This is a genomic window from Paracoccus sp. (in: a-proteobacteria), assembly GCF_030538655.1.
Lineage (GTDB): Bacteria > Pseudomonadota > Alphaproteobacteria > Rhodobacterales > Rhodobacteraceae > Paracoccus.
In genome coordinates, this window is the sequence record NZ_JAUNTO010000028.1 from 1 (window position 1) to 16,416 (window position 16,416).

18 protein-coding genes, 1 tRNA gene and 2 pseudogenes are annotated in these 16,416 nt (G+C 62.0%); 6 read left to right on the forward strand and 15 right to left on the reverse strand.

What is annotated here, in order from left to right:
• Positions 1-59 precede the first annotated feature (59 nt).
• Both Q4G22_RS14180 and Q4G22_RS14185 read right to left on the reverse strand, forming a co-directional pair.
• On the reverse strand, positions 60-1,175 hold the full coding sequence (locus Q4G22_RS14180) for a tail fiber domain-containing protein (RefSeq protein WP_303386545.1): 1,116 nt from the start codon (positions 1,173-1,175) through the stop codon (positions 60-62).
• A 12-nt stretch (positions 1,176-1,187) separates the two neighbouring features.
• Entirely contained in the window at positions 1,188-2,096 is a 909-nt protein-coding gene (locus tag Q4G22_RS14185) for a hypothetical protein (RefSeq protein ID WP_303386546.1), read from the reverse strand.
• Between the two features lie 277 nt (positions 2,097-2,373).
• Between Q4G22_RS14185 and Q4G22_RS14190 the strand changes: the two genes are divergently transcribed.
• From Q4G22_RS14190 to Q4G22_RS14215, 6 genes and pseudogenes are all read left to right on the forward strand, one after another.
• Positions 2,374-2,625 (forward strand): hypothetical protein, encoded by a 252-nt coding sequence (locus Q4G22_RS14190; protein ID WP_303386547.1) that lies wholly within the window; start codon positions 2,374-2,376, stop codon positions 2,623-2,625.
• Between the two features lie 30 nt (positions 2,626-2,655).
• Positions 2,656-2,799 (forward strand): hypothetical protein, encoded by a 144-nt coding sequence (locus Q4G22_RS14195; RefSeq protein WP_303386548.1) that lies wholly within the window; start codon positions 2,656-2,658, stop codon positions 2,797-2,799.
• A 61-nt stretch (positions 2,800-2,860) separates the two neighbouring features.
• Positions 2,861-4,534, forward strand: a pseudogene (locus Q4G22_RS14200) (type IV secretory system conjugative DNA transfer family protein).
• Between the two features lie 82 nt (positions 4,535-4,616).
• Positions 4,617-4,949 carry a hypothetical protein gene (locus Q4G22_RS14205; protein ID WP_303386549.1) on the forward strand — a complete coding sequence of 111 codons (333 nt, stop codon included), beginning with the start codon at positions 4,617-4,619 and terminating at the stop codon, positions 4,947-4,949.
• Positions 4,950-4,980: 31 nt separating this feature from the next.
• A pseudogene (locus Q4G22_RS14210) lies at positions 4,981-5,408 on the forward strand (recombinase family protein); the annotation flags it as partial.
• Positions 5,409-5,441: 33 nt separating this feature from the next.
• Positions 5,442-6,176 carry a recombinase zinc beta ribbon domain-containing protein gene (locus Q4G22_RS14215; protein ID WP_303386574.1) on the forward strand — a complete coding sequence of 245 codons (735 nt, stop codon included), beginning with the start codon at positions 5,442-5,444 and terminating at the stop codon, positions 6,174-6,176.
• A 341-nt stretch (positions 6,177-6,517) separates the two neighbouring features.
• Here Q4G22_RS14215 and Q4G22_RS14220 read toward each other — a convergent pair.
• The 13 genes from Q4G22_RS14220 to pqqB all read right to left on the reverse strand — a co-directional run bounded on the left by Q4G22_RS14220 (position 6,518) and on the right by pqqB (position 16,392).
• Positions 6,518-6,593: transfer RNA gene (locus Q4G22_RS14220), tRNA-Ala, on the reverse strand.
• 179 nt (positions 6,594-6,772) lie between these two features.
• The gene (rpe, locus tag Q4G22_RS14225; protein WP_303386550.1) at positions 6,773-7,462 is read right to left on the reverse strand and encodes a ribulose-phosphate 3-epimerase; all 690 of its coding nucleotides are present in this window, start codon (positions 7,460-7,462) and stop codon (positions 6,773-6,775) included.
• Between the two features lie 138 nt (positions 7,463-7,600).
• Complete coding sequence (locus Q4G22_RS14230) at positions 7,601-7,942, reverse strand: hypothetical protein (RefSeq protein ID WP_303386551.1); 342 nt, start codon at positions 7,940-7,942, stop codon at positions 7,601-7,603.
• The gene (locus Q4G22_RS14235; RefSeq protein ID WP_303386552.1) at positions 7,939-8,562 is read right to left on the reverse strand and encodes a hypothetical protein; all 624 of its coding nucleotides are present in this window, start codon (positions 8,560-8,562) and stop codon (positions 7,939-7,941) included. Before Q4G22_RS14235 ends, Q4G22_RS14230 begins: the two co-directional genes overlap by 4 nt.
• A gap of 85 nt (positions 8,563-8,647) precedes the next feature.
• Complete coding sequence (locus Q4G22_RS14240) at positions 8,648-9,970, reverse strand: hybrid sensor histidine kinase/response regulator (RefSeq protein ID WP_303386553.1); 1,323 nt, start codon at positions 9,968-9,970, stop codon at positions 8,648-8,650.
• Positions 9,960-11,126 carry an FIST N-terminal domain-containing protein gene (locus Q4G22_RS14245; protein WP_303386554.1) on the reverse strand — a complete coding sequence of 389 codons (1,167 nt, stop codon included), beginning with the start codon at positions 11,124-11,126 and terminating at the stop codon, positions 9,960-9,962. The genes Q4G22_RS14240 and Q4G22_RS14245 overlap by 11 nt, the downstream gene beginning before the upstream one ends.
• Complete coding sequence (locus tag Q4G22_RS14250) at positions 11,126-11,830, reverse strand: response regulator transcription factor (protein ID WP_303386555.1); 705 nt, start codon at positions 11,828-11,830, stop codon at positions 11,126-11,128. The genes Q4G22_RS14245 and Q4G22_RS14250 overlap by 1 nt, the downstream gene beginning before the upstream one ends.
• 215 nt (positions 11,831-12,045) lie before the next feature.
• Entirely contained in the window at positions 12,046-12,594 is a 549-nt protein-coding gene (locus tag Q4G22_RS14255) for a cysteine hydrolase family protein (RefSeq protein WP_303386556.1), read from the reverse strand.
• Positions 12,595-12,601: 7 nt separating this feature from the next.
• Positions 12,602-13,372, reverse strand: coding sequence for a quinoprotein dehydrogenase-associated SoxYZ-like carrier (locus tag Q4G22_RS14260; RefSeq protein WP_303386557.1), 771 nt, complete (start codon positions 13,370-13,372; stop codon positions 12,602-12,604).
• Complete coding sequence (gene pqqE / locus Q4G22_RS14265) at positions 13,369-14,502, reverse strand: pyrroloquinoline quinone biosynthesis protein PqqE (protein WP_303386558.1); 1,134 nt, start codon at positions 14,500-14,502, stop codon at positions 13,369-13,371. The genes Q4G22_RS14260 and pqqE overlap by 4 nt, the downstream gene beginning before the upstream one ends.
• Entirely contained in the window at positions 14,499-14,783 is a 285-nt protein-coding gene (gene pqqD / locus Q4G22_RS14270) for a pyrroloquinoline quinone biosynthesis peptide chaperone PqqD (RefSeq protein WP_303386559.1), read from the reverse strand. Before pqqD ends, pqqE begins: the two co-directional genes overlap by 4 nt.
• Positions 14,780-15,514 carry a pyrroloquinoline-quinone synthase PqqC gene (pqqC, locus tag Q4G22_RS14275; protein ID WP_303386560.1) on the reverse strand — a complete coding sequence of 245 codons (735 nt, stop codon included), beginning with the start codon at positions 15,512-15,514 and terminating at the stop codon, positions 14,780-14,782. The genes pqqD and pqqC overlap by 4 nt, the downstream gene beginning before the upstream one ends.
• Positions 15,511-16,392, reverse strand: a complete 882-nt coding sequence (pqqB, locus tag Q4G22_RS14280; RefSeq protein ID WP_303386561.1) for a pyrroloquinoline quinone biosynthesis protein PqqB — start codon at positions 16,390-16,392, stop codon at positions 15,511-15,513. The genes pqqC and pqqB overlap by 4 nt, the downstream gene beginning before the upstream one ends.
• Positions 16,393-16,416: the final 24 nt, after the last annotated feature.

Below are 16,416 nucleotides of genomic sequence, written 5' to 3' on the forward strand. Positions count from 1 at the left end.
GGAACGACTTCAAAGCCGCAGGCTATGTTGCAGGTTAATGGCGGGATGCTTTAATTTGATTATGGGTCTTGCCCGATAGGTGGCTCTTCGTCTTTTCTTTCCAGCGCGCTCAAGCGCTCGGAAATAGCGATGAGCATAGAATGCAATTCGGTGTTCTCAGCTTCCAGCGCGGCATTCCGTGCGTCCAGTTCCTTCACGGCTTCGATCAGCGGAGCGATCATGCCCTGATAATTCAGCGACCTGATCCCGTCATGGGTCTTTACCAGTTCGGGATAGACTGGTTCAACATCCTGCGCGATCAGACCCAGCTCCCGTTCGCGGTTCGCATCGTCCTTCATAACGAAGGAAACGCCAGACAGCCACCTGATCTTATCCAGCGACTGGTCCAAGGCGCGGATATCGTCCTTCATGGCGCGGTCGGAGACATCGAGTGCAATGCCCGTATAGTGAATGTCGCCGATCACATCCAGTGCGACACTGGGTGAAACCTTGTTGATGCCGATCTTGGCCGTGCCAGTATCGTCCGTAGCCGATCCCGCCATGTTGCCAAATATCGTATTGCCGATGTTCAAAAAATTGCTTCGGACCTCGCTGGTTGGCGCAACGGTTGTTGTTCGTATGACGATATTGTCGGAGCCGTTAAGGTTGCTTCCTGCATATCGTCCGATAAATATATTTCTCCTGCTATTTGGCGAATCTGATCCGGCATGGCTTCCAAGAACACTGTTGTTGACCCCCGGAGATTTTGCCGAATTTCCTACCGCGACGGAATATTGAGTGCTGGACGTTGAGTGATCGATTGCCGTGGCAAAGTCCGAGTTTACGCTTACCCCGTATCCGACTACGAGATTCCAGTTTGTTCCCGTCGCCGGACTGCCGATGAACAACATGCCGAAAGGTTGGCTTTCAATCGACACACCCGAGATGGTGGTTGACCGAATTCCGCTTGGCCGGTTCGCAGCCACCTTAATCGATTCGACCCAGATCGTCCCATTACAGTATAGATAGGTGATATTTGTTGCGGTGTTGACAGTGTGCCCTGCACCCGACCCTGGTTGCCCCGCTCCACCGCAGTTATCGCCAGCAGTGTATTCGTCGGCCAGAACGTTGCCACACCATATTGTTAAAGTTACTACCGTTAAAATAAGTCGAAGTATGTGCATAAAGTTCTCCAAGGCAAAATACCATTATACATTGCCCTGAGGATGCTCAAAGAGAATTCTTGTGATTGCCCCTTCTATCCACCCGGATCGGATTTTTTTCAAATCGTCAAGGATGATATTCATAACTTGATTTCGTGCGGCGGCGACTACGGCCTTGGCGTATTTTCCGTCGCCCACTTCCCTGTTCTTGATGAACTCCATGCGCTTCTCAGGCGGAAGGCTTGCAAAATGACTGCGATGGAGAAGCAATCTGGCCGAGGCAAAATGATCTGCGTTAAGTTCAAAAGCCCGCCAGACCAGAAAATAAGCCATCCGGGCGATAAGCAGGTCGGTGTATTGTTGCGCGGGCTTGCCAAATCGCGCGGCATATTCCATCGCAAAACGAAAGAAATGTGTTTTGGGGATAAGTGTGGTATCTCTTAGGGTGCCTTTACAGGATGAGTAGGGCTTCTTGAGGTCAATACGCGTCCGGCACTCCTGCTCAAGCGGATGCGGTTTGAAGTTGTTGATGGGCCGTGCAAGGCCGTAGCGCTTTACGAACTCGCGGGGCGTCAGATGCTGGGGGCCGGTAAAGATACAGTCCAGTTCCGCCTCAAATGAAAGTTCTGGTCCGCTTTGTCGCAGGCCCAGCAGGTTCCTCGCTCGCGGCATGCGAAGGACACATTCGATGATATTTGGTATTTCATTGATATAGGGAATGTGTTTCCGGTTCGGGTTGTAGCTGGACAGTTGAAAAAGGTGAAAAATAGGCCAGCCGTCGCATTCGAAATACATGCGGCGCTCGATCTGCACGAGGGCGGGGCGCAACGCCTGTGGACTGCGGCGGATGGCGGTCGCGATCTCGCCATAGGTGTTGAAGCAGACAAGGCCGGCGACCATCGCTTCCACCTCATGCGCGGTCAGTTTGGGGCGGGCGATGTATGGGTTGGCCATGCGGAGAGTCCCTCGTCAGAAAGCTTGGTTTCGTCGCCGGAGGAAAAACGGCCTCCACCCGCGCCGTTTGGTTTCCTGCTTGATGTGCCCTCTTTTCACGGAAGCCCGCTGCAACAAGTGTAATGGCAAGGGCTATCACTGAACAGTCAACCGATGCCCCCGCCCTGCGAAAATATCGCGTCGGGTCAGTACCTTGAAACGAAACCAGATCGTGCCGCCGGGACGCCGTTTCCAGCGCCGGACAAGCTTTGCCCGCTGCCGGGCAGAAAGGAGGATGATGTTAGAGAACCGCAATTCGCACAAAGATCGCACGCAGGGGGTCTTTCTGGATTCGCTGCAAGGCTTCGCCACCGTGGTGGCGGTAATGCTGGCGATACTGGCGCGGCGCAGCTACAGCCCCGATCTCGTTCAACTGGTCGAAGTCGGCTGGATGATCGCCTGCTATCCCTTCGTGTTTTTCGCTGCTCGCGCCTCGGTCAGCGTGGCGCTCATGACGGCAGGCAGCTTTGTTGCCTACCGCTTTCTGTAACCCATCGAAAATAGATGAAAGGAACAAACGATGCCGAAATATACCCACCGGAAAGTTGCGGACCTTTACGAAATCCAGACCGAAAAAACCCTCAGGGACAGGATCAAACCGATCCTTGACGTGCTGGCGGGCGTGATGGTCGTGCTGGTGATCTTGGCCGCTGCCTTTGGCTGAAAGTGTGGGGCGGTCCTGACGGGCCGCCCTTCTGCCTCCCTTCATTGTCATGGTGATGCCCATGGATTTCCATCAAGAGTACCCATTCGGCTCGGCGCGGTTCGCCACGGCGAAAGAGGTGCGCGGCGCGTTCCGCAAGACGGGCGGTATCCCATTTGGTTTCTTGGCAGGCCGCTTGCTGTTCCATTCGCGACAGGCAGGGGCGCTGCTGATCGGCGGCGCGGGTTCGGGCAAGTTCGTCTCTGTCCTCGCGCATATCATGGCTGATACGGGGCGCGGCAACGGTCAGCCGCCGCGCTATGCCATCCTCGATCCCAAGGGCGAGCTTGCCGCCGTGATCGGGCGCGGCCTCGTCCATCAGGGGGCGCATGTCTATTGCATCAACCCGTATCGTCTGCACGGGTTGCCGGATCACAGCGCTACCCTGCTTGCGCATTTGCTGCCGGATTCGCCGATGCTGGTTGCCGATAGCCGCCGCGTGGCGATGACGCTGCTACCGGACAGTGGCGGCGGGAATGCGCGTTTCTTCGAGCAGAAGGCGCAGAACTGGATGGATGCGCTGCTGCGCGGTCTTGTCCATCTGGATGGCGAAGCCTCGCTTCTCAGCCTTTACGAGTTGGTCGGCATGATCCGCGCTGCCCCTGATAGCTGGGCGCAGCAAGCGGATGCGATGGCCGCCAAGGGTGAGCCAGAGCTTGCCGTTACCTATGCCGAAATGCTGGGCATGGCCGAGGAAAGCCGCAAGACCTACGATTCCGTGATGGCCTAAATCAGCAACGCACTGGCGTTTATGGCTGACCCGGCCTTGCAGCGGACGTTTACAGGAACGGCGGGTGCAGATTTTACGCTGGACGCGCTGACTCAAGCGGATGCTCGCCCCGTCTCTGTCTTCCTCATCATGCCTGCCGAGTTGATCGCGCAGAACGCGGCGCTGATCCGGCAATTCTTTTCAACCCTGCGGACGCTCAAGCAACGAAAGCCGGATGCGCCAACCTTGAATCTGGTGATGGACGAAGCCGCGCGACTCGGGCGCTTTCCAGAGATTGCGGAGTTCTACTCCATCGGGCGCGGCTTTGGCCTGTCGCCGCTGGCCGTCTATCAGGACATTGGCCAGATACGCGAAAACCTCGGCCCGAACGGGGCGATGACGCTCTCGGCCAGTGCCGATGTGGAGATTTATCTCGGCGGCGGGATATCCGATCTGGAAACCGCCCAGCATTTGAGCCGCAAGCTCGGCAATACGACGCTGGCCGTCGATGATGCCCTGACCAATACGCGCGCCGCCCGCGCCAAGCGTGAAATGCTGCACGGCATGCTGTTTGGCGGCGCTGATCCGACAAAGACCGGACTTGCGCTGCGTGCGCTGGACTATGAAATGCGGCATCAGCGCAAACAGGCGCGCGCGCTCATGACCCCCGATGAAATTCTCGCCATGCCAGCGAACAAGGCGCTGGTCTGGGCCTCGGGCTATGGGGTGCGGCCCTTTGCCGTGGACAAGGTGCCGTATTACGCCTGCCGCGCCTATGCCGGGCGGTTCTTCCCCAACCTGTTCCACGACCGTGACCAGAGCCGCGTCCAAGTACCAACGCTCTGGGGCATGCGCAGCCGCCGCGTGATCGTAGAGGCGGTGCCGGATAGCTACCGCGATTTCCCGCAATACCGGAACCGCGAATGGGCCTTCATCGAAGGCTTTCGCCCGCCCGCACCCACACGCCAAATCGGAGGAACACCATGATTTTGCATAATAAAAGTGAAAGTTGTATAATAAAATTAGGGGAATGCCGCGCAGTCGTGCATGACCCGTGGGGGGTGAGGAAATGAAAGACGGAAGATACGATGCGCAAGGCAAGGAACTGGACTCCGAGTTCAACCCCGCCGCGAAACCCCGTGTCGAAATCGACATCGACAAGTATCAATCCTATCTGGACGGCTCTGGCCTGACCCCGGAACAGAAAGATGACTTCCTGCGCGCGCTGTGGTCGATCATGGTCACATTTGTCGATCTCCGCTTCGGCGTCCATCCGGTCCAACAAGCCTGTGGACAAATCGAAAAACCCCTTGATCTGCCCGCACAGGCCGATTCCGATAGGGTAAGCTTGGACAAAGCCCAACTCAGCAAACATTTCAACGATGCCCCGGATGGAGGCTGACTCCCGCAACGACATCGGAAAGGCAGGACATATGAACACACAATCGGCACCTCCCCCAGAACCGTTAACCGCGCTGATTTACTGCCGCGTGTCCTCGACCAAGCAAAAGCTGGAAGGCAGCGGGCTGGCCTCGCAGGAACACCGTTGCCGCCAATATGCGGAAGGAAAGGGCTATGCGGTCGAGGCCGTCTTCCCCGATGACAGTTCCGGCGGCGGCGACTTCATGAAGCGCCCCGGTATGCGGGCGATGCTGGCCTATCTCGATGCGCAGAAGGGTACGCCCTATGTCGTCATCTTCGACGACCTCAAGCGTTTCGCCCGAGATACGGAGTCCATATCAAACTGCGCCGCGAATTCGCGCAGCGCGGCGCGCGTATCGAATGCCTGAACTTCAATCTGGAAGACACGCCGGAAGGCCGCTTCATCGAAACCATCATCGCCGCCCAAGGCCAACTTGAGCGCGAACAGAACCGCCGTCAGGTGGTGCAGAAGATGAAGGCGCGGGTCGAGAAAGGCTATTACGTCTTCCATCCACCCGTGGGCTATCGCTACGCCCGCAACCGCGAGCATGGCAAGCTGCTGGTGCCGGATGAGCCTGTGGCCTCCATCGTCCGCGAAGTCTTGCAAGGATTCGCCAGCGGACGGTTCCCCTCGCAGTCCGAAGTCATGCGCTTTCTCGAAGCCAAACCGGAATTCCCGAAAAGCCGCCAGACGGGCGAAGTGCGCCTGACAACGGTGCGTGAGCTTCTGGTCCGTCCGACGTATGCGGGCTATATCGAGGCTCCGAATTGGGGCATATCCCTGCGCAAGGGCTTTCATGAGCCGCTGATCGACCTTGCCACGCATGAACGCATACAGGCGCGTCTGCGCGGTTCTGCGGTGGCTCCTGCACGCAAGGATATCAACGAAGACTTACCCCTGCGCGGTTTCGTCCTCTGCGATGATTGCGACCAGCCCATGACCTCCTGCTGGTCGAAGGGCCGGAACAGGCATTACGCCTATTATCTCTGCGACACGCCCAATTGCGCTTCGCATCGCCGTTCCATCCCCCGCGCCGATATCGAAGACGGGGCGGAAGCGATTCTGCGCTCCATGCAGCCCGCCCGGCAGTTCTTCGCGCTGACCCGTGCCATGTTCACGGATATCTGGAATATGCGCCAAGCCGAGGCCAAGCGGGCGCGCGCGGTTCTGTCCGACCAGATCAAGGATATCGAAAAGCAGATCTAGGGCCTGCTTGACCGGATCATGGACGGGGCCAGCCCGACCGTCGCGGCGGCCTATGAACAGCGCATCGAAAAGCTGGAACGCCGGAAGCTGTTGCTGGCCGATCAGACAGCAAATGCAGCGCCCCCGCAAGACAGGTTAGAGGAGCTTATCGAACCGGCCCTGACTTTCCTATCAAACCCTTGGCAACTATACGAAAAAGACACATTCGCGCTCAAGCGGACAGTGCTGAAACTGGCCTTCGCGCAGCCCCTGCGATACAGTCGGAATGAAAGCTATCGAACCGCCGAAATCACCTATCCATTCAAGGTGTTAGCGGATTTTCTTTGCAACAAAGTGTGGATTGGTGGAGCCGAGGGGAATCGAACCCCTGGCCTCGTCATTGCGAACGACGCGCTCTACCAACTGAGCTACGGCCCCACAGGCGGGCTGTTTGACGCAGAGCGGGTATCTTGTCAAGCGGGCGGCATCTGTAGCTGCGGGAAATCTGTCGGGCGTGGGTCTTGGCCGCCGGGACGGGACACGTGCTGCAAGGGTTGCAGGCATTGCCGGATTCGGCAAGGTCGGCGTGATCCGCGCCCTTGCCCCTGCCCCACGCGTCAGGCCAATGCAGATTCGGCGGCACGGCGGATCGCGGCGATGTTGTCGCCATAGGTCGTCGGATTGGCGACCGAGCCGCCCCGGAACACCGCCGACCCTGCCACCAACACATCCGCCCCTGCCGCGGCCAGCATCGGCGCGGTGGTCGGGTCAACGCCGCCGTCGATCTCGATATGCACCGGGCGGTCGCCGATCATCTGGCGCAGGCGGCGCACCTTGTCGGTCATGTCGATGAATTTCTGCCCCCCAAAACCGGGGTTCACCGTCATGACACAAACCAGATCGGCCAGATCCAGCAGATGCGCCACCGCATCGGCAGGGGTGCCGGGGTTCAAGGCCACACCGGCCTTTTTCCCGGTCGCCCGAATCGCCTGCAAGGTGCGGTGGATATGCGGCCCGGCCTCGATATGCGCGGTAATGATGTCGGCCCCCGCATCGGCAAAGGCCTGAATATACAGGTCCACCGGCGCGATCATCAGATGCACATCCATCACCGTGCCGACATGGCGGCGAAAGGCCGCGACGGCGGGCGGGCCAAAGGTCAGGTTCGGCACGAAATGTCCGTCCATCACATCGACATGAACCCAATCAGCGCCCTGCGCCTCGATCGCCTGAATCTCGCGCCCGAAATCAGCGAAATCGGCAGACAGGATGGACGGAGCAATCTTGATACGGCGGTCAAAGCTCATGGACGTATCCCTCTTTGGCTGATGGCCGAGATGTGGCAAACCGCAACGGCGAATACCAGCCCCATCTTTGGTCTGCAAATATCCTCGGGGGGCCGGGGGGCAGAAGGCCCCCGGTGATCGCGGGACGCAATCACACGGTCAGAAACACAGAATTTCGGCCTCGGCCTCAGCGCGGCGCAGTTCGGCGACCATGGCGTTCATCTGTGCCATGCCCCGAAACATGCCGGATCGCTCGCCGGTGGTCTGCTGCATCCGCAGCACCGTTTCGGCGCTGACATAATCCTGATAGCTCAGCACATCGGAAATCTGGTCGATGGCGCAGGAACAGCGATCCAGCGTGGCGCGGTTCTGGCCATTCACCGCCATACAGGTGAACACATATTCCGCGCGGGCATTGGTGGGATAATCATTGGTCAGCAGAGACTGCGCCGTCGCCGGGGCCACCGCAAGCATCGCCAGCATGATAAAAGCATATCTCATTTCAGAACCAGCTCACTGCGATAGGCAGGGGCCGCGCCCACAGCCTCGGTTACGGCGGTCATGCGGCGGATCGGGTTGGTGGTCTCGCCATCCATTTCAAAGGTCAGGGTCAGGGTCTGAAAACCCGCCATCCGCGCGGCATTCGAATCATCGGCAAAGGGCCGGAACACAGCCACGGCGCGGCCACCGTCGCGGTTCAGACTGCCACCCCGGAACAGCGCGTCCTTGACCCGGTTCTTGATGTAAAACGGGCTGCCGCCGGTCAGGGCCGACATATCGCGCGCCGTCTGTTCCAGAAACCACATCAGCACCGGATCACCAGCCGAGACAGGAAACGGGCCGATCAGGCGGTCACGCGCGCCGTCCTGCACGGTCACTTGCAGCATCGGCTGTCCGCCTGACGGGCCGACAACCTGCGCCAGATCCAGCCTGCCGTCGCTGATGGGCTGAAAGCCCTGCGCCGGCGGGCCGTCCACCACCATCCGCCATGTCAGCACCCGGTCACCCAAAGCCCATGGCCCACGTTCGGCAAAGACAGCATCACCCGCCTCGCCCGCATGGGCAGCGCCAAGGCCACAGGCCAGTGCCACAGCCAGCATCATGGATTTTATCGCTGCCATGCCCGGTCCTCCTGCCCGCAGGTTCGCGTGGCAGCCCCGACAGCGCAAGCCCCGCCCCGCGCAGGCCAGCCGTTGGTCGCACGCGTCATGCCAGCACCTGTTCCAGCATCTGTTGCAGATCGCTCGTGCGGACCGGCTTTTCGATCACGGGCACACCCATGGCGGCACAACTGCGGGCGATGTCCGGGTCACGGCGGGCGGTGATGACCAGCGCCGGGATCGGATGGCCCGCCTGACGGCACAGGGCGGTGATCGCATTCACGCCGGTATCGCCGCCGTCCAGATTGTAATCGGCCACGATCACATCCACGGGTTCTTCGCCCATGGTGGCCAGAGCCTCGGCGGTGCTGCTGGCAAGGCGGGGGATCATGCCCAACCGTTCCGACAAGATCAGCTCATAGCCGCGCAACATGCCGTTGTCGTTTTCGATCACCAGAACGACCCGCCCACGCAGACTGTCAGGGGCATTGAGCTGAGGCGCGGGAACGGGCTGGCCCGCATCATCGACCAGCCGCAGCCCGACGCGGAACACCGTGCCGCGCCCCGGTTCGGATTGCAGGCGGATCGGGTGGCCCAGCTTCGCGCAGGCGCGGCGCACGATGGACAGGCCCAACCCCATGCCGGTGGCGCCGTTATCGTTTTCCAGCCGCTGGAATTCGTCAAAGATGCGGTTGCGATCCACGGCGCGGATACCAGGGCCGGTGTCATGAATTTCCAGCCATGCCGTCGCACCCTTGCGCCGCACCCCCACCACGACGCCACCCCGGTCGGTGTATTTAATCGCATTCGACACAAGGTTCTGCGCGATCCGGCGCAGAAATACCGGGTCGCTGTCCACCACGGCCGAGGTGGGCGCGAATTGCAGCGACAGGCCCTTGGCCTCGGCCAGCGGGGCGTATTCGATGGCCAGACGCCGCAGCAGGTCGTTCAGCCGCACGGGTTTGCGATGAAATTCGATCCGCTGGCTGTCCAGCCGGGAAATGTCCAGCACGGCGTGCATCAGTTCCTCGACCGATTCAAAGGCGCCGGACAGGCGATCGGTCAGTTCCTGCTGCGCCTCGCTCATCTGGGTATCGGTCAGTGCCGACAGAAACAGCCGCGCCGCCGACAGCGGTTGCAGCAGATCATGGCTGGCCGCGCGCAAAAAGCGGGTCTTGGAACGGTTGGCTTCCTCGGCTGCGGCGCGGGCGACGGCCAGTTCGCGGTTGCGCTGCGACAAATCGGCCAGCGCCTGTTCCAGCTGGCGCGTGCGGGCCGTCACCTCTTGTTCCAGCGCCATGGCGGCCTGAAACACCGACCATGCCGACCCGCGCGTTTCCTCCAGCCGGTCGATGCGCTCGATCAGCACATCGGTGATGCGGCGCAGTTTGGCCTCGCGGCGGTCGGGACTGTCGTCGTCACGCAGCATCCGCTGCCCCTGCGGGATCGGCGGGATCTGGTGGCATGAAGGCAAGCCCGACGAAGGTCTGGTTCACATGCATTCCGCTGTGCTGTTCGCCATAGGTCGAAAACCCGGCGATGCGATAGCGGGTGAATATATCCGACATCGCATCGGTCAGCCCCGCGCGTTCAATGGCCAGCCGCCGCAGAATACAGTCGAAGCCCAGCACCATCAGCGGCGGACGTGGCAGCCGGTCCAGCGCCTCGGCAAAGCCATGGATCAGATCCTCGGCCCGGCCAAGGCGCAGCACGGTGCCAGTGTCGATGGCCGACAACAGCGACAGCCCGCCCTGCGGTGTCGTGCCGCTGATGGCGCGGACATGGTGCCGCTTGCCCATCTTCAGCAACAGCGGGTGCCGGGCGAATTCGGTGGGCGTCAGATCGGCCTGCGCGATGCCGGTCAGCCGGGCATATTCGGCGGCGGCAGGCTCGGCGTTCAGTTCCAGAATCAGCCGCTGTTCGGGCACCGCTGCCGTCACCACCGCCAGCGTGTCCGAGGGGCTGAAATGCGCGAATGTTACCTCGGCCAAAGCCAGATCGGTTTCCACCATCAAAAACACCGCCGCATCGGTCGTGACCGCGCCATCGGCGATCAGCATGGTGCGGCGAAACTCCAGCCCGTCCCCCGCCGATCCGCCCAGAACCGGCAGCGCGGGCAAGGCCGCCTCGATGGTGGCGACCAGCACGTCTTCCTTGCCCGCCAGCCCGTCGGGCAGCAGGATGCCAAAGGCGTTCCGGCGTGGATCGACCCCAAAGGCTGCCGGCATCCGGCGCAGTTCGGCCATCCAGTCGGACACGGGTAATTGAGGCAGATCGCGCAGCACCAAAGCCTGCGCCCGAAAGCTGACCGAGGGAAAGCCCACCGCCACCGCGCAGCCGGTCACATATCCCTGTGGCCCGATTTCACCCGCAGATGAACAGCCCGCAATGGTGCATCGCGCAGGCAGGCGCGCGCGCAGGCCATGGGCAATAGCCTCGAACGCGGGGCCGGGCGGGCCAAAGATCAGCACCAGGGCCGGATCGCACCCCGCCACCCCGGCGGCGATCTGCGCCGCCGCATCCGGGGCATCGGCCCGCACCTGCACCATGACAGGGCCAGCGGCGGGCATGGCATCGGCGGCCATCAGGTCGCCTCGAACAGCCGCACCGAATTGGCCAACAGCACCGCCTGCGTGCGGCGGCGGGCGTTGATCTTGGACATGATCGCGGTGATATGAGTCTTGACCGTCGCCTCGGCGATGGACAGCTCATAGCTGATTTCCTTGTTCGCCTTGCCCTGACAGATCAGCCGCAGAATTTTCATCTGCTGCGGCGTCAGCGTGGCGAAGCGGCGGGCCAGTTCGGCCTTGGCCTCATCCTCGGCATCGGTCAGTTCGGGTTCATAGCCATCCGGCGTGATCCGTTCGCCATCCCACATGCGGCGCAGCGAATCCACCAAAGCCTCGCGCCCCAACGATTTGCTGATATAGCCCTGCGCCCCGGCCGCCATCGCCGCCGAAATCATCGCTGATTCCAGATCGGCGGAAATCATCGTGATCGGCACATCGGGCAATTGCCGCCGCAAGGTGACGATCCCTTCCGAGCCGCGCGCATCAGGCAGGTTCAGATCAAGGATCACCGCATCCGGCGCGCCCTGCGTGCGGATCTGTTCCACCGCCGCACCAAGGCTGCGCGCCGTGCGGACATTTTTCAACCCCAGGCTGATCTTCAGCGTCAGCGCCAGCGCGTCGCACATCAGCGGGTGGTCATCGACGATCAGGATTTCACGCACCTGATCGGCCATCACCCTGCCCGATGGTATCCGTGACGGCGACATGGCGGCGGTCATTGGCATCTCCCTAGTTTCCTCCCCCTTTTATCCGGGACTCCCGGCCCGTGTAGAACACGAGTTTATTGCCTGAGCACCGGCTGGCAAGGGCACAAATCCGCACTTGTGCCATCCGGTTGAAAAGGCAGGCATGATGACGCGGGTCTTGCTTAATGAACGCAAAAGCTGCGCGGTCGCGCGATGGCGGTCATGCCTGCCGGATCGTCGTGGTGGTGTCAGCCCGCCGCAAAGCTGCCCGTATCGGTAACGGTGGCATAGCCAAAGGCCAGCCCGCTCATCATCGCAGCATGGACCTGAGCGGCGGGAACCACGGTGCCCTGAAATTCCAGATCGCGGGTGGCGCAGGCGTCGTGAATGACCGTGGTTGCATAACCCAGATCGGCGGCGGCGCGGGTGGCCGCATCAATGCACATATGCGACATCGCGCCCACGATCACCACCTGATCCACGCCGTTGTCTTGCAGGATCTGGTTCAGATCAGTGCCTTTGAAAGCATTGACGTTGTTTTTTGTCACCACCGTTTCATTGCCCTGCGGCGCGGCGGTGGAGTTGATCTCGGCCCCCTCGGAGCCGGGTTGAAAGAACGGCGCGGCGGGATCGATGAATTCATGGCGGACATGGACGATCAGATCGCCGCGTTCACGCCCGGCAGCCAGCACGCGGGCGGCATTGGTGGCGGCTTTCTCGATCCCGTCCAGCGGGAACTTGCCGCCCGGAAAGTAATCGTTCTGAATATCGACGGCGATAATGGCGCGTTTAGTCATCTGATCCTCAGTTGGTTGCAAAGGTTTCTTCCCAGACATTGCCGTTGGTATCGGCGACATGCACATGGATCGGCTGCCCGTCCGGGCGATAGGCAAAGCGGAACACCGGGTCTTCGCTGACGGAAATCCCCGCCTCCATGGTGAACAGCGGCGCATCGCCCTGTTTCACCTCAAGCGTCTGGATGAAATGCGCCGGGATAGTCAGCAGCGTGACCTGATCGCGTTGCAGCCCCGAAAAGTTGGGGTGCCGGATCATCAGCGTGCCGATGGCCCGGTCGCCATCCGGCGTGCTGCGCCAGCGCATCTGGCCCATGGTAGCGCGCACGGCAGCCATATCCTTGCCCGCTGGCGCCGAACACCCGCCCGAAGCCCGCACAAAACGTCCGGCCATCACCGGCCCGTCCGGCGTATCGGCAATCGCGCGCACATCGGAATAGCTGTCCACCCGCAGGCGCACCTCGAAATCCAGCGGCATCAGCGCCGGGCCAAAGGTATATTCAGCAGCCACCGGCGCGGGGTTTTCATCGACGATCAGCGCCAGCGCGGTGATGGGGGGGGCATCGGATGGCTGGGTCAAGCGCACCGGGACAATCGCCGCCTCATGCGCGCGGAAAGGAGCGTCGAGGTCGATCACCGCCGGGTTGATCGGCGGTTCCGCCGCCAGGCCGACAACCGATTCACGAATGTCGTCCCATGTGGCCGAGGCGCGCAGCGGATTGTCCTGCGCCAGTGCGGGCGCGGCCAGCAGGACCGCCGCGGCAATCAGCAGATGATTCATGCGCCATCCCCCTTTGACATGCGCCGATAGGTGAACTCGGCCTGTTCGGCGGCGCTGTCCGCCTCGGCCCGCGCGACGATTTCGGCCCGCAGCGGTGATTTGGAACAGACCGGATCGGTCGCCCGCGCATCGCCCGCCATGGCCATCGCCTGACAGCGGCAGCCGCCAAAATCGACGGTTTTGCGATCGCACGAGGCGCAGGGTTCCGGCATCCACGCGGTGCCGCGAAAGGCGTTGAACGCCGCGCCATGGTGCCAGATCTCGGCCAGCGGGCGGTCGCGCAGATTGTCGAATTGCATCCACGGGATCGTCTGCGCGGCATGGCAGGGCAGCACGGTGCCATCGGGCGTCACATTCAGCCCGGTGGACCCCCAGCCGCCCATACAGGCCTTGGGATAGACAGAGTGATGGTCGGCGGGCACATAGTCGATCACCATGCGTCCGCGCAGATCACGCCGCGCCGTATTCACCACCTCGCGCGCGAAGGCGGCCTGTTCGCGGGTTGGCATCAGCGCGCGCCGGTTCAGATCGGCCCAGCCGTGGAACTGCACCGTCGCCACCTCGATCCGCCGGGCGCCAAGGGTTTCGGCCAGCGCGATCATATCGGGCAGGCGGTCCATATTCTGCCGGTGAACGACAGCGTTCAGCGTCAGCGGAAAGCCGATCTCCGTGACCCAGCCGGCAAAGGCCATCTTCTTGTCCCACGACCCCGGATGGCCGCTGATACGGTCGGCCATATCGGGGCGGATACCTTGCAGCGACAGTTGCACATGATCGACACCCGCCGCATCCAGTTCGTCCAGCCGGGCGCGGGTGATGCCGATGCCGGATGTAATCAGGTTCACATACAGCCCCGCATCGCGCGCATGGGCAACGATCTGCGCCAGATCACGCCGCGCGCCGGGTTCCCCGCCCGAGATATGCACCTGCAACACCCCAAGCGCGGCGGCCTGCCGGAAAATATCGCCCCAGTCATCGGCGCTCAGTTCCGCATTAGCGCGGGTCAGTTCAACGGGATTGGAACAATAGGGGCAGGCCAGCGGGCAGCGATGCGTCACCTCGGCCAGCATCGCCATCGGCAGGGCGGGGGAAACCGGGTTGCCGTCAATGTCGCGCGGTTGATCGGTCATTTCACGAATACCATCCGCCGCTCGATCAGGCCGGTCAGAAAATCGGTCGTGTCGGCGGTGATCTGATCCACAGGCGCGGCATAGCGACCAGCCAGCGCCGCCGCGATCTGCGACAGGCTGCGGCTGCCGTCCAGTTCCGACAGGATCGCATCGCCGATGGCGTCCAATTGCAGCGCGCGTTCAGGCGCATGCAGGATACGAATGCCGCGCACCCTGTCATCGGCAAGCCGCACACCGCGCGGCAGATAGGGGATGCCATCAGGGGCAATCAGCGCGGTCATAACAGCCCCTCGCCGGGTCGCCATGCGCCGGGGGGGATATTACCTTCGACATAGCCGTGCCACAGCGCATCAAGCTGCGCCCACAGCACATCGGTCTTGAATTCCAGCGCCGCCGCCGCTGCATCCTGCTTTTCCAGCGTATCGGCATGGGTCAGCACATAATCCAGCCCAAAGGCCACATCCTCGGGCGCTTCGGTCAGGCGTTTGCGGAAATAGGACAGCGCAGAATCATCGGCGAAATCGTAATGCGCCAGCAACCCCTCGATCCGTTGGGCGTGGATGGCGGGGGCAAAGAGTTCGGTCAGGCTGGCGGCCACCGCATCCAACAGCGGCATATCGCGCACAAACCGCACATAGGCATCAACGGCGAACCGCGTGGCAGGCATCGCGCCGGTGCCGCTGGCGACATAATCCGGGGCCAGCCCCACGGCACGCGCCAAAGCCAACCAGCGGCGGATACCGCCGCCCTCGGTCACGCCGCCGTCGTGATCCTCGATCCGCTTGCGCCAGGCGCGGCGCAGGTTGGGATCGCTGACGCGCGACATAAAGGCGGCATCCTTCATCGGGATGCGCGACTGATAGATCCAGCGGTTGATGACCCATGCCCGCACCTCGTCCGGGGTGCAGGCGCCGCCGTGCAAGCGGGCATGGAACGGGTGTTTGTCATGGTAGCGCGCGGCCCCGATGGCGCGCAGGCGGGCTTCGAAATCGGCGCGGGATTGCGCGGTCACAGGTCGATCCTTTCGCCATCGCGGGCGATATGCCAGCCCGCAGCCACCGCCTGCGCGGTCTGCGGACTGGCCGGATCGACCAGCGGGTTCGAGTTGTTCAGATGCACGAAAATCCGCCGCGCCACCGGCACATCGGCCAGTGCGGCGATACTGTCCGTGGCTGCCATATGACCCATGCGGCGGCCGGTTTTCCGACCCAGACCGGCACGGATCATTTCATCATCATCCCACAGCGTGCCGTCAAACAGCAGCGCATCGGCACCGCTGATCCGGTCCCGCAACCAGCCGGGCAGATCGGCACAGCCGGGGATATACAGCGCCCGCCGCCCGCCAGCGGTCAGTTCGACACCCACAGTATTTTCGCCGATCAGGCCGGTGTCCACGGTGTCGCCTTCCAGATACAGCGGCACCTTGCCGGGAACGGCAAAAAGCGTCGCGCTCAGGCCGGGGGCCAGATCAAAGAGCTGATCCAGCGTCACCGCCCGGCGCGGCACCAAGGCCGGATTTACCGCAGCCAGCATCGGATTCGCATCCAGTGCCACATGAATTGTGGGGGTAGCGAACAGCTCAAACGGTTGGCTTTCACGCAGGGTCAGCAGCCCGGCCACATGGTCGATGTCGCCATTCGTCACCAGCACGGAATGCAGCGGCATATCGCGCGGCCCGGTCGGGTGCAGCGCAGGCGTGGCCGCCATCTGCCCACGAATATCGGGCGAGGCGTTGATAACCGCCCAATCCATCCCGTTCGCGCTGACCGCGATGCTGGACTGGGTTAGCGCCGGAATGCGCCCGGCCCGCGCCGCATCACAATGGGCACAGCCGCAATTCCACTGCGGCAAGCCCCCGCCCGCCGCCGCACCAAGAATGAGAATCCGCATCAAAGCCTCGGGCAAGAACGGCCC

Bases quoted from the DNA above. Each gene is read 5' to 3' on its own strand.
- Q4G22_RS14215 (WP_303386574.1), top strand. From the start codon at position 5,442: ATGAAGGCGCGGGTCGAGAAAGGCTATTACGTCTTCCATCCACCCGTG.
- Q4G22_RS14185 (WP_303386546.1), bottom strand. From the start codon at position 2,096: ATGGCCAACCCATACATCGCCCGCCCCAAACTGACCGCGCATGAGGTG.
- Q4G22_RS14245 (WP_303386554.1), bottom strand. From the start codon at position 11,126: ATGGCCGCCGATGCCATGCCCGCCGCTGGCCCTGTCATGGTGCAGGTG.
- Q4G22_RS14240 (WP_303386553.1), bottom strand. From the start codon at position 9,970: ATGCTGCGTGACGACGACAGTCCCGACCGCCGCGAGGCCAAACTGCGC.
- Q4G22_RS14255 (WP_303386556.1), bottom strand. From the start codon at position 12,594: ATGACTAAACGCGCCATTATCGCCGTCGATATTCAGAACGATTACTTT.
- pqqB (WP_303386561.1), bottom strand. From the start codon at position 16,392: ATGCGGATTCTCATTCTTGGTGCGGCGGCGGGCGGGGGCTTGCCGCAG.
- Q4G22_RS14195 (WP_303386548.1), top strand. From the start codon at position 2,656: ATGCCGAAATATACCCACCGGAAAGTTGCGGACCTTTACGAAATCCAG.
- pqqD (WP_303386559.1), bottom strand. From the start codon at position 14,783: ATGACCGCGCTGATTGCCCCTGATGGCATCCCCTATCTGCCGCGCGGT.
- pqqE (WP_303386558.1), bottom strand. From the start codon at position 14,502: ATGACCGATCAACCGCGCGACATTGACGGCAACCCGGTTTCCCCCGCC.
- Q4G22_RS14250 (WP_303386555.1), bottom strand. From the start codon at position 11,830: ATGACCGCCGCCATGTCGCCGTCACGGATACCATCGGGCAGGGTGATG.
- Q4G22_RS14260 (WP_303386557.1), bottom strand. From the start codon at position 13,372: ATGAATCATCTGCTGATTGCCGCGGCGGTCCTGCTGGCCGCGCCCGCA.
- Q4G22_RS14190 (WP_303386547.1), top strand. From the start codon at position 2,374: ATGTTAGAGAACCGCAATTCGCACAAAGATCGCACGCAGGGGGTCTTT.
- rpe (WP_303386550.1), bottom strand. From the start codon at position 7,462: ATGAGCTTTGACCGCCGTATCAAGATTGCTCCGTCCATCCTGTCTGCC.
- Q4G22_RS14230 (WP_303386551.1), bottom strand. From the start codon at position 7,942: ATGAGATATGCTTTTATCATGCTGGCGATGCTTGCGGTGGCCCCGGCG.
- Q4G22_RS14205 (WP_303386549.1), top strand. From the start codon at position 4,617: ATGAAAGACGGAAGATACGATGCGCAAGGCAAGGAACTGGACTCCGAG.
- Q4G22_RS14235 (WP_303386552.1), bottom strand. From the start codon at position 8,562: ATGGCAGCGATAAAATCCATGATGCTGGCTGTGGCACTGGCCTGTGGC.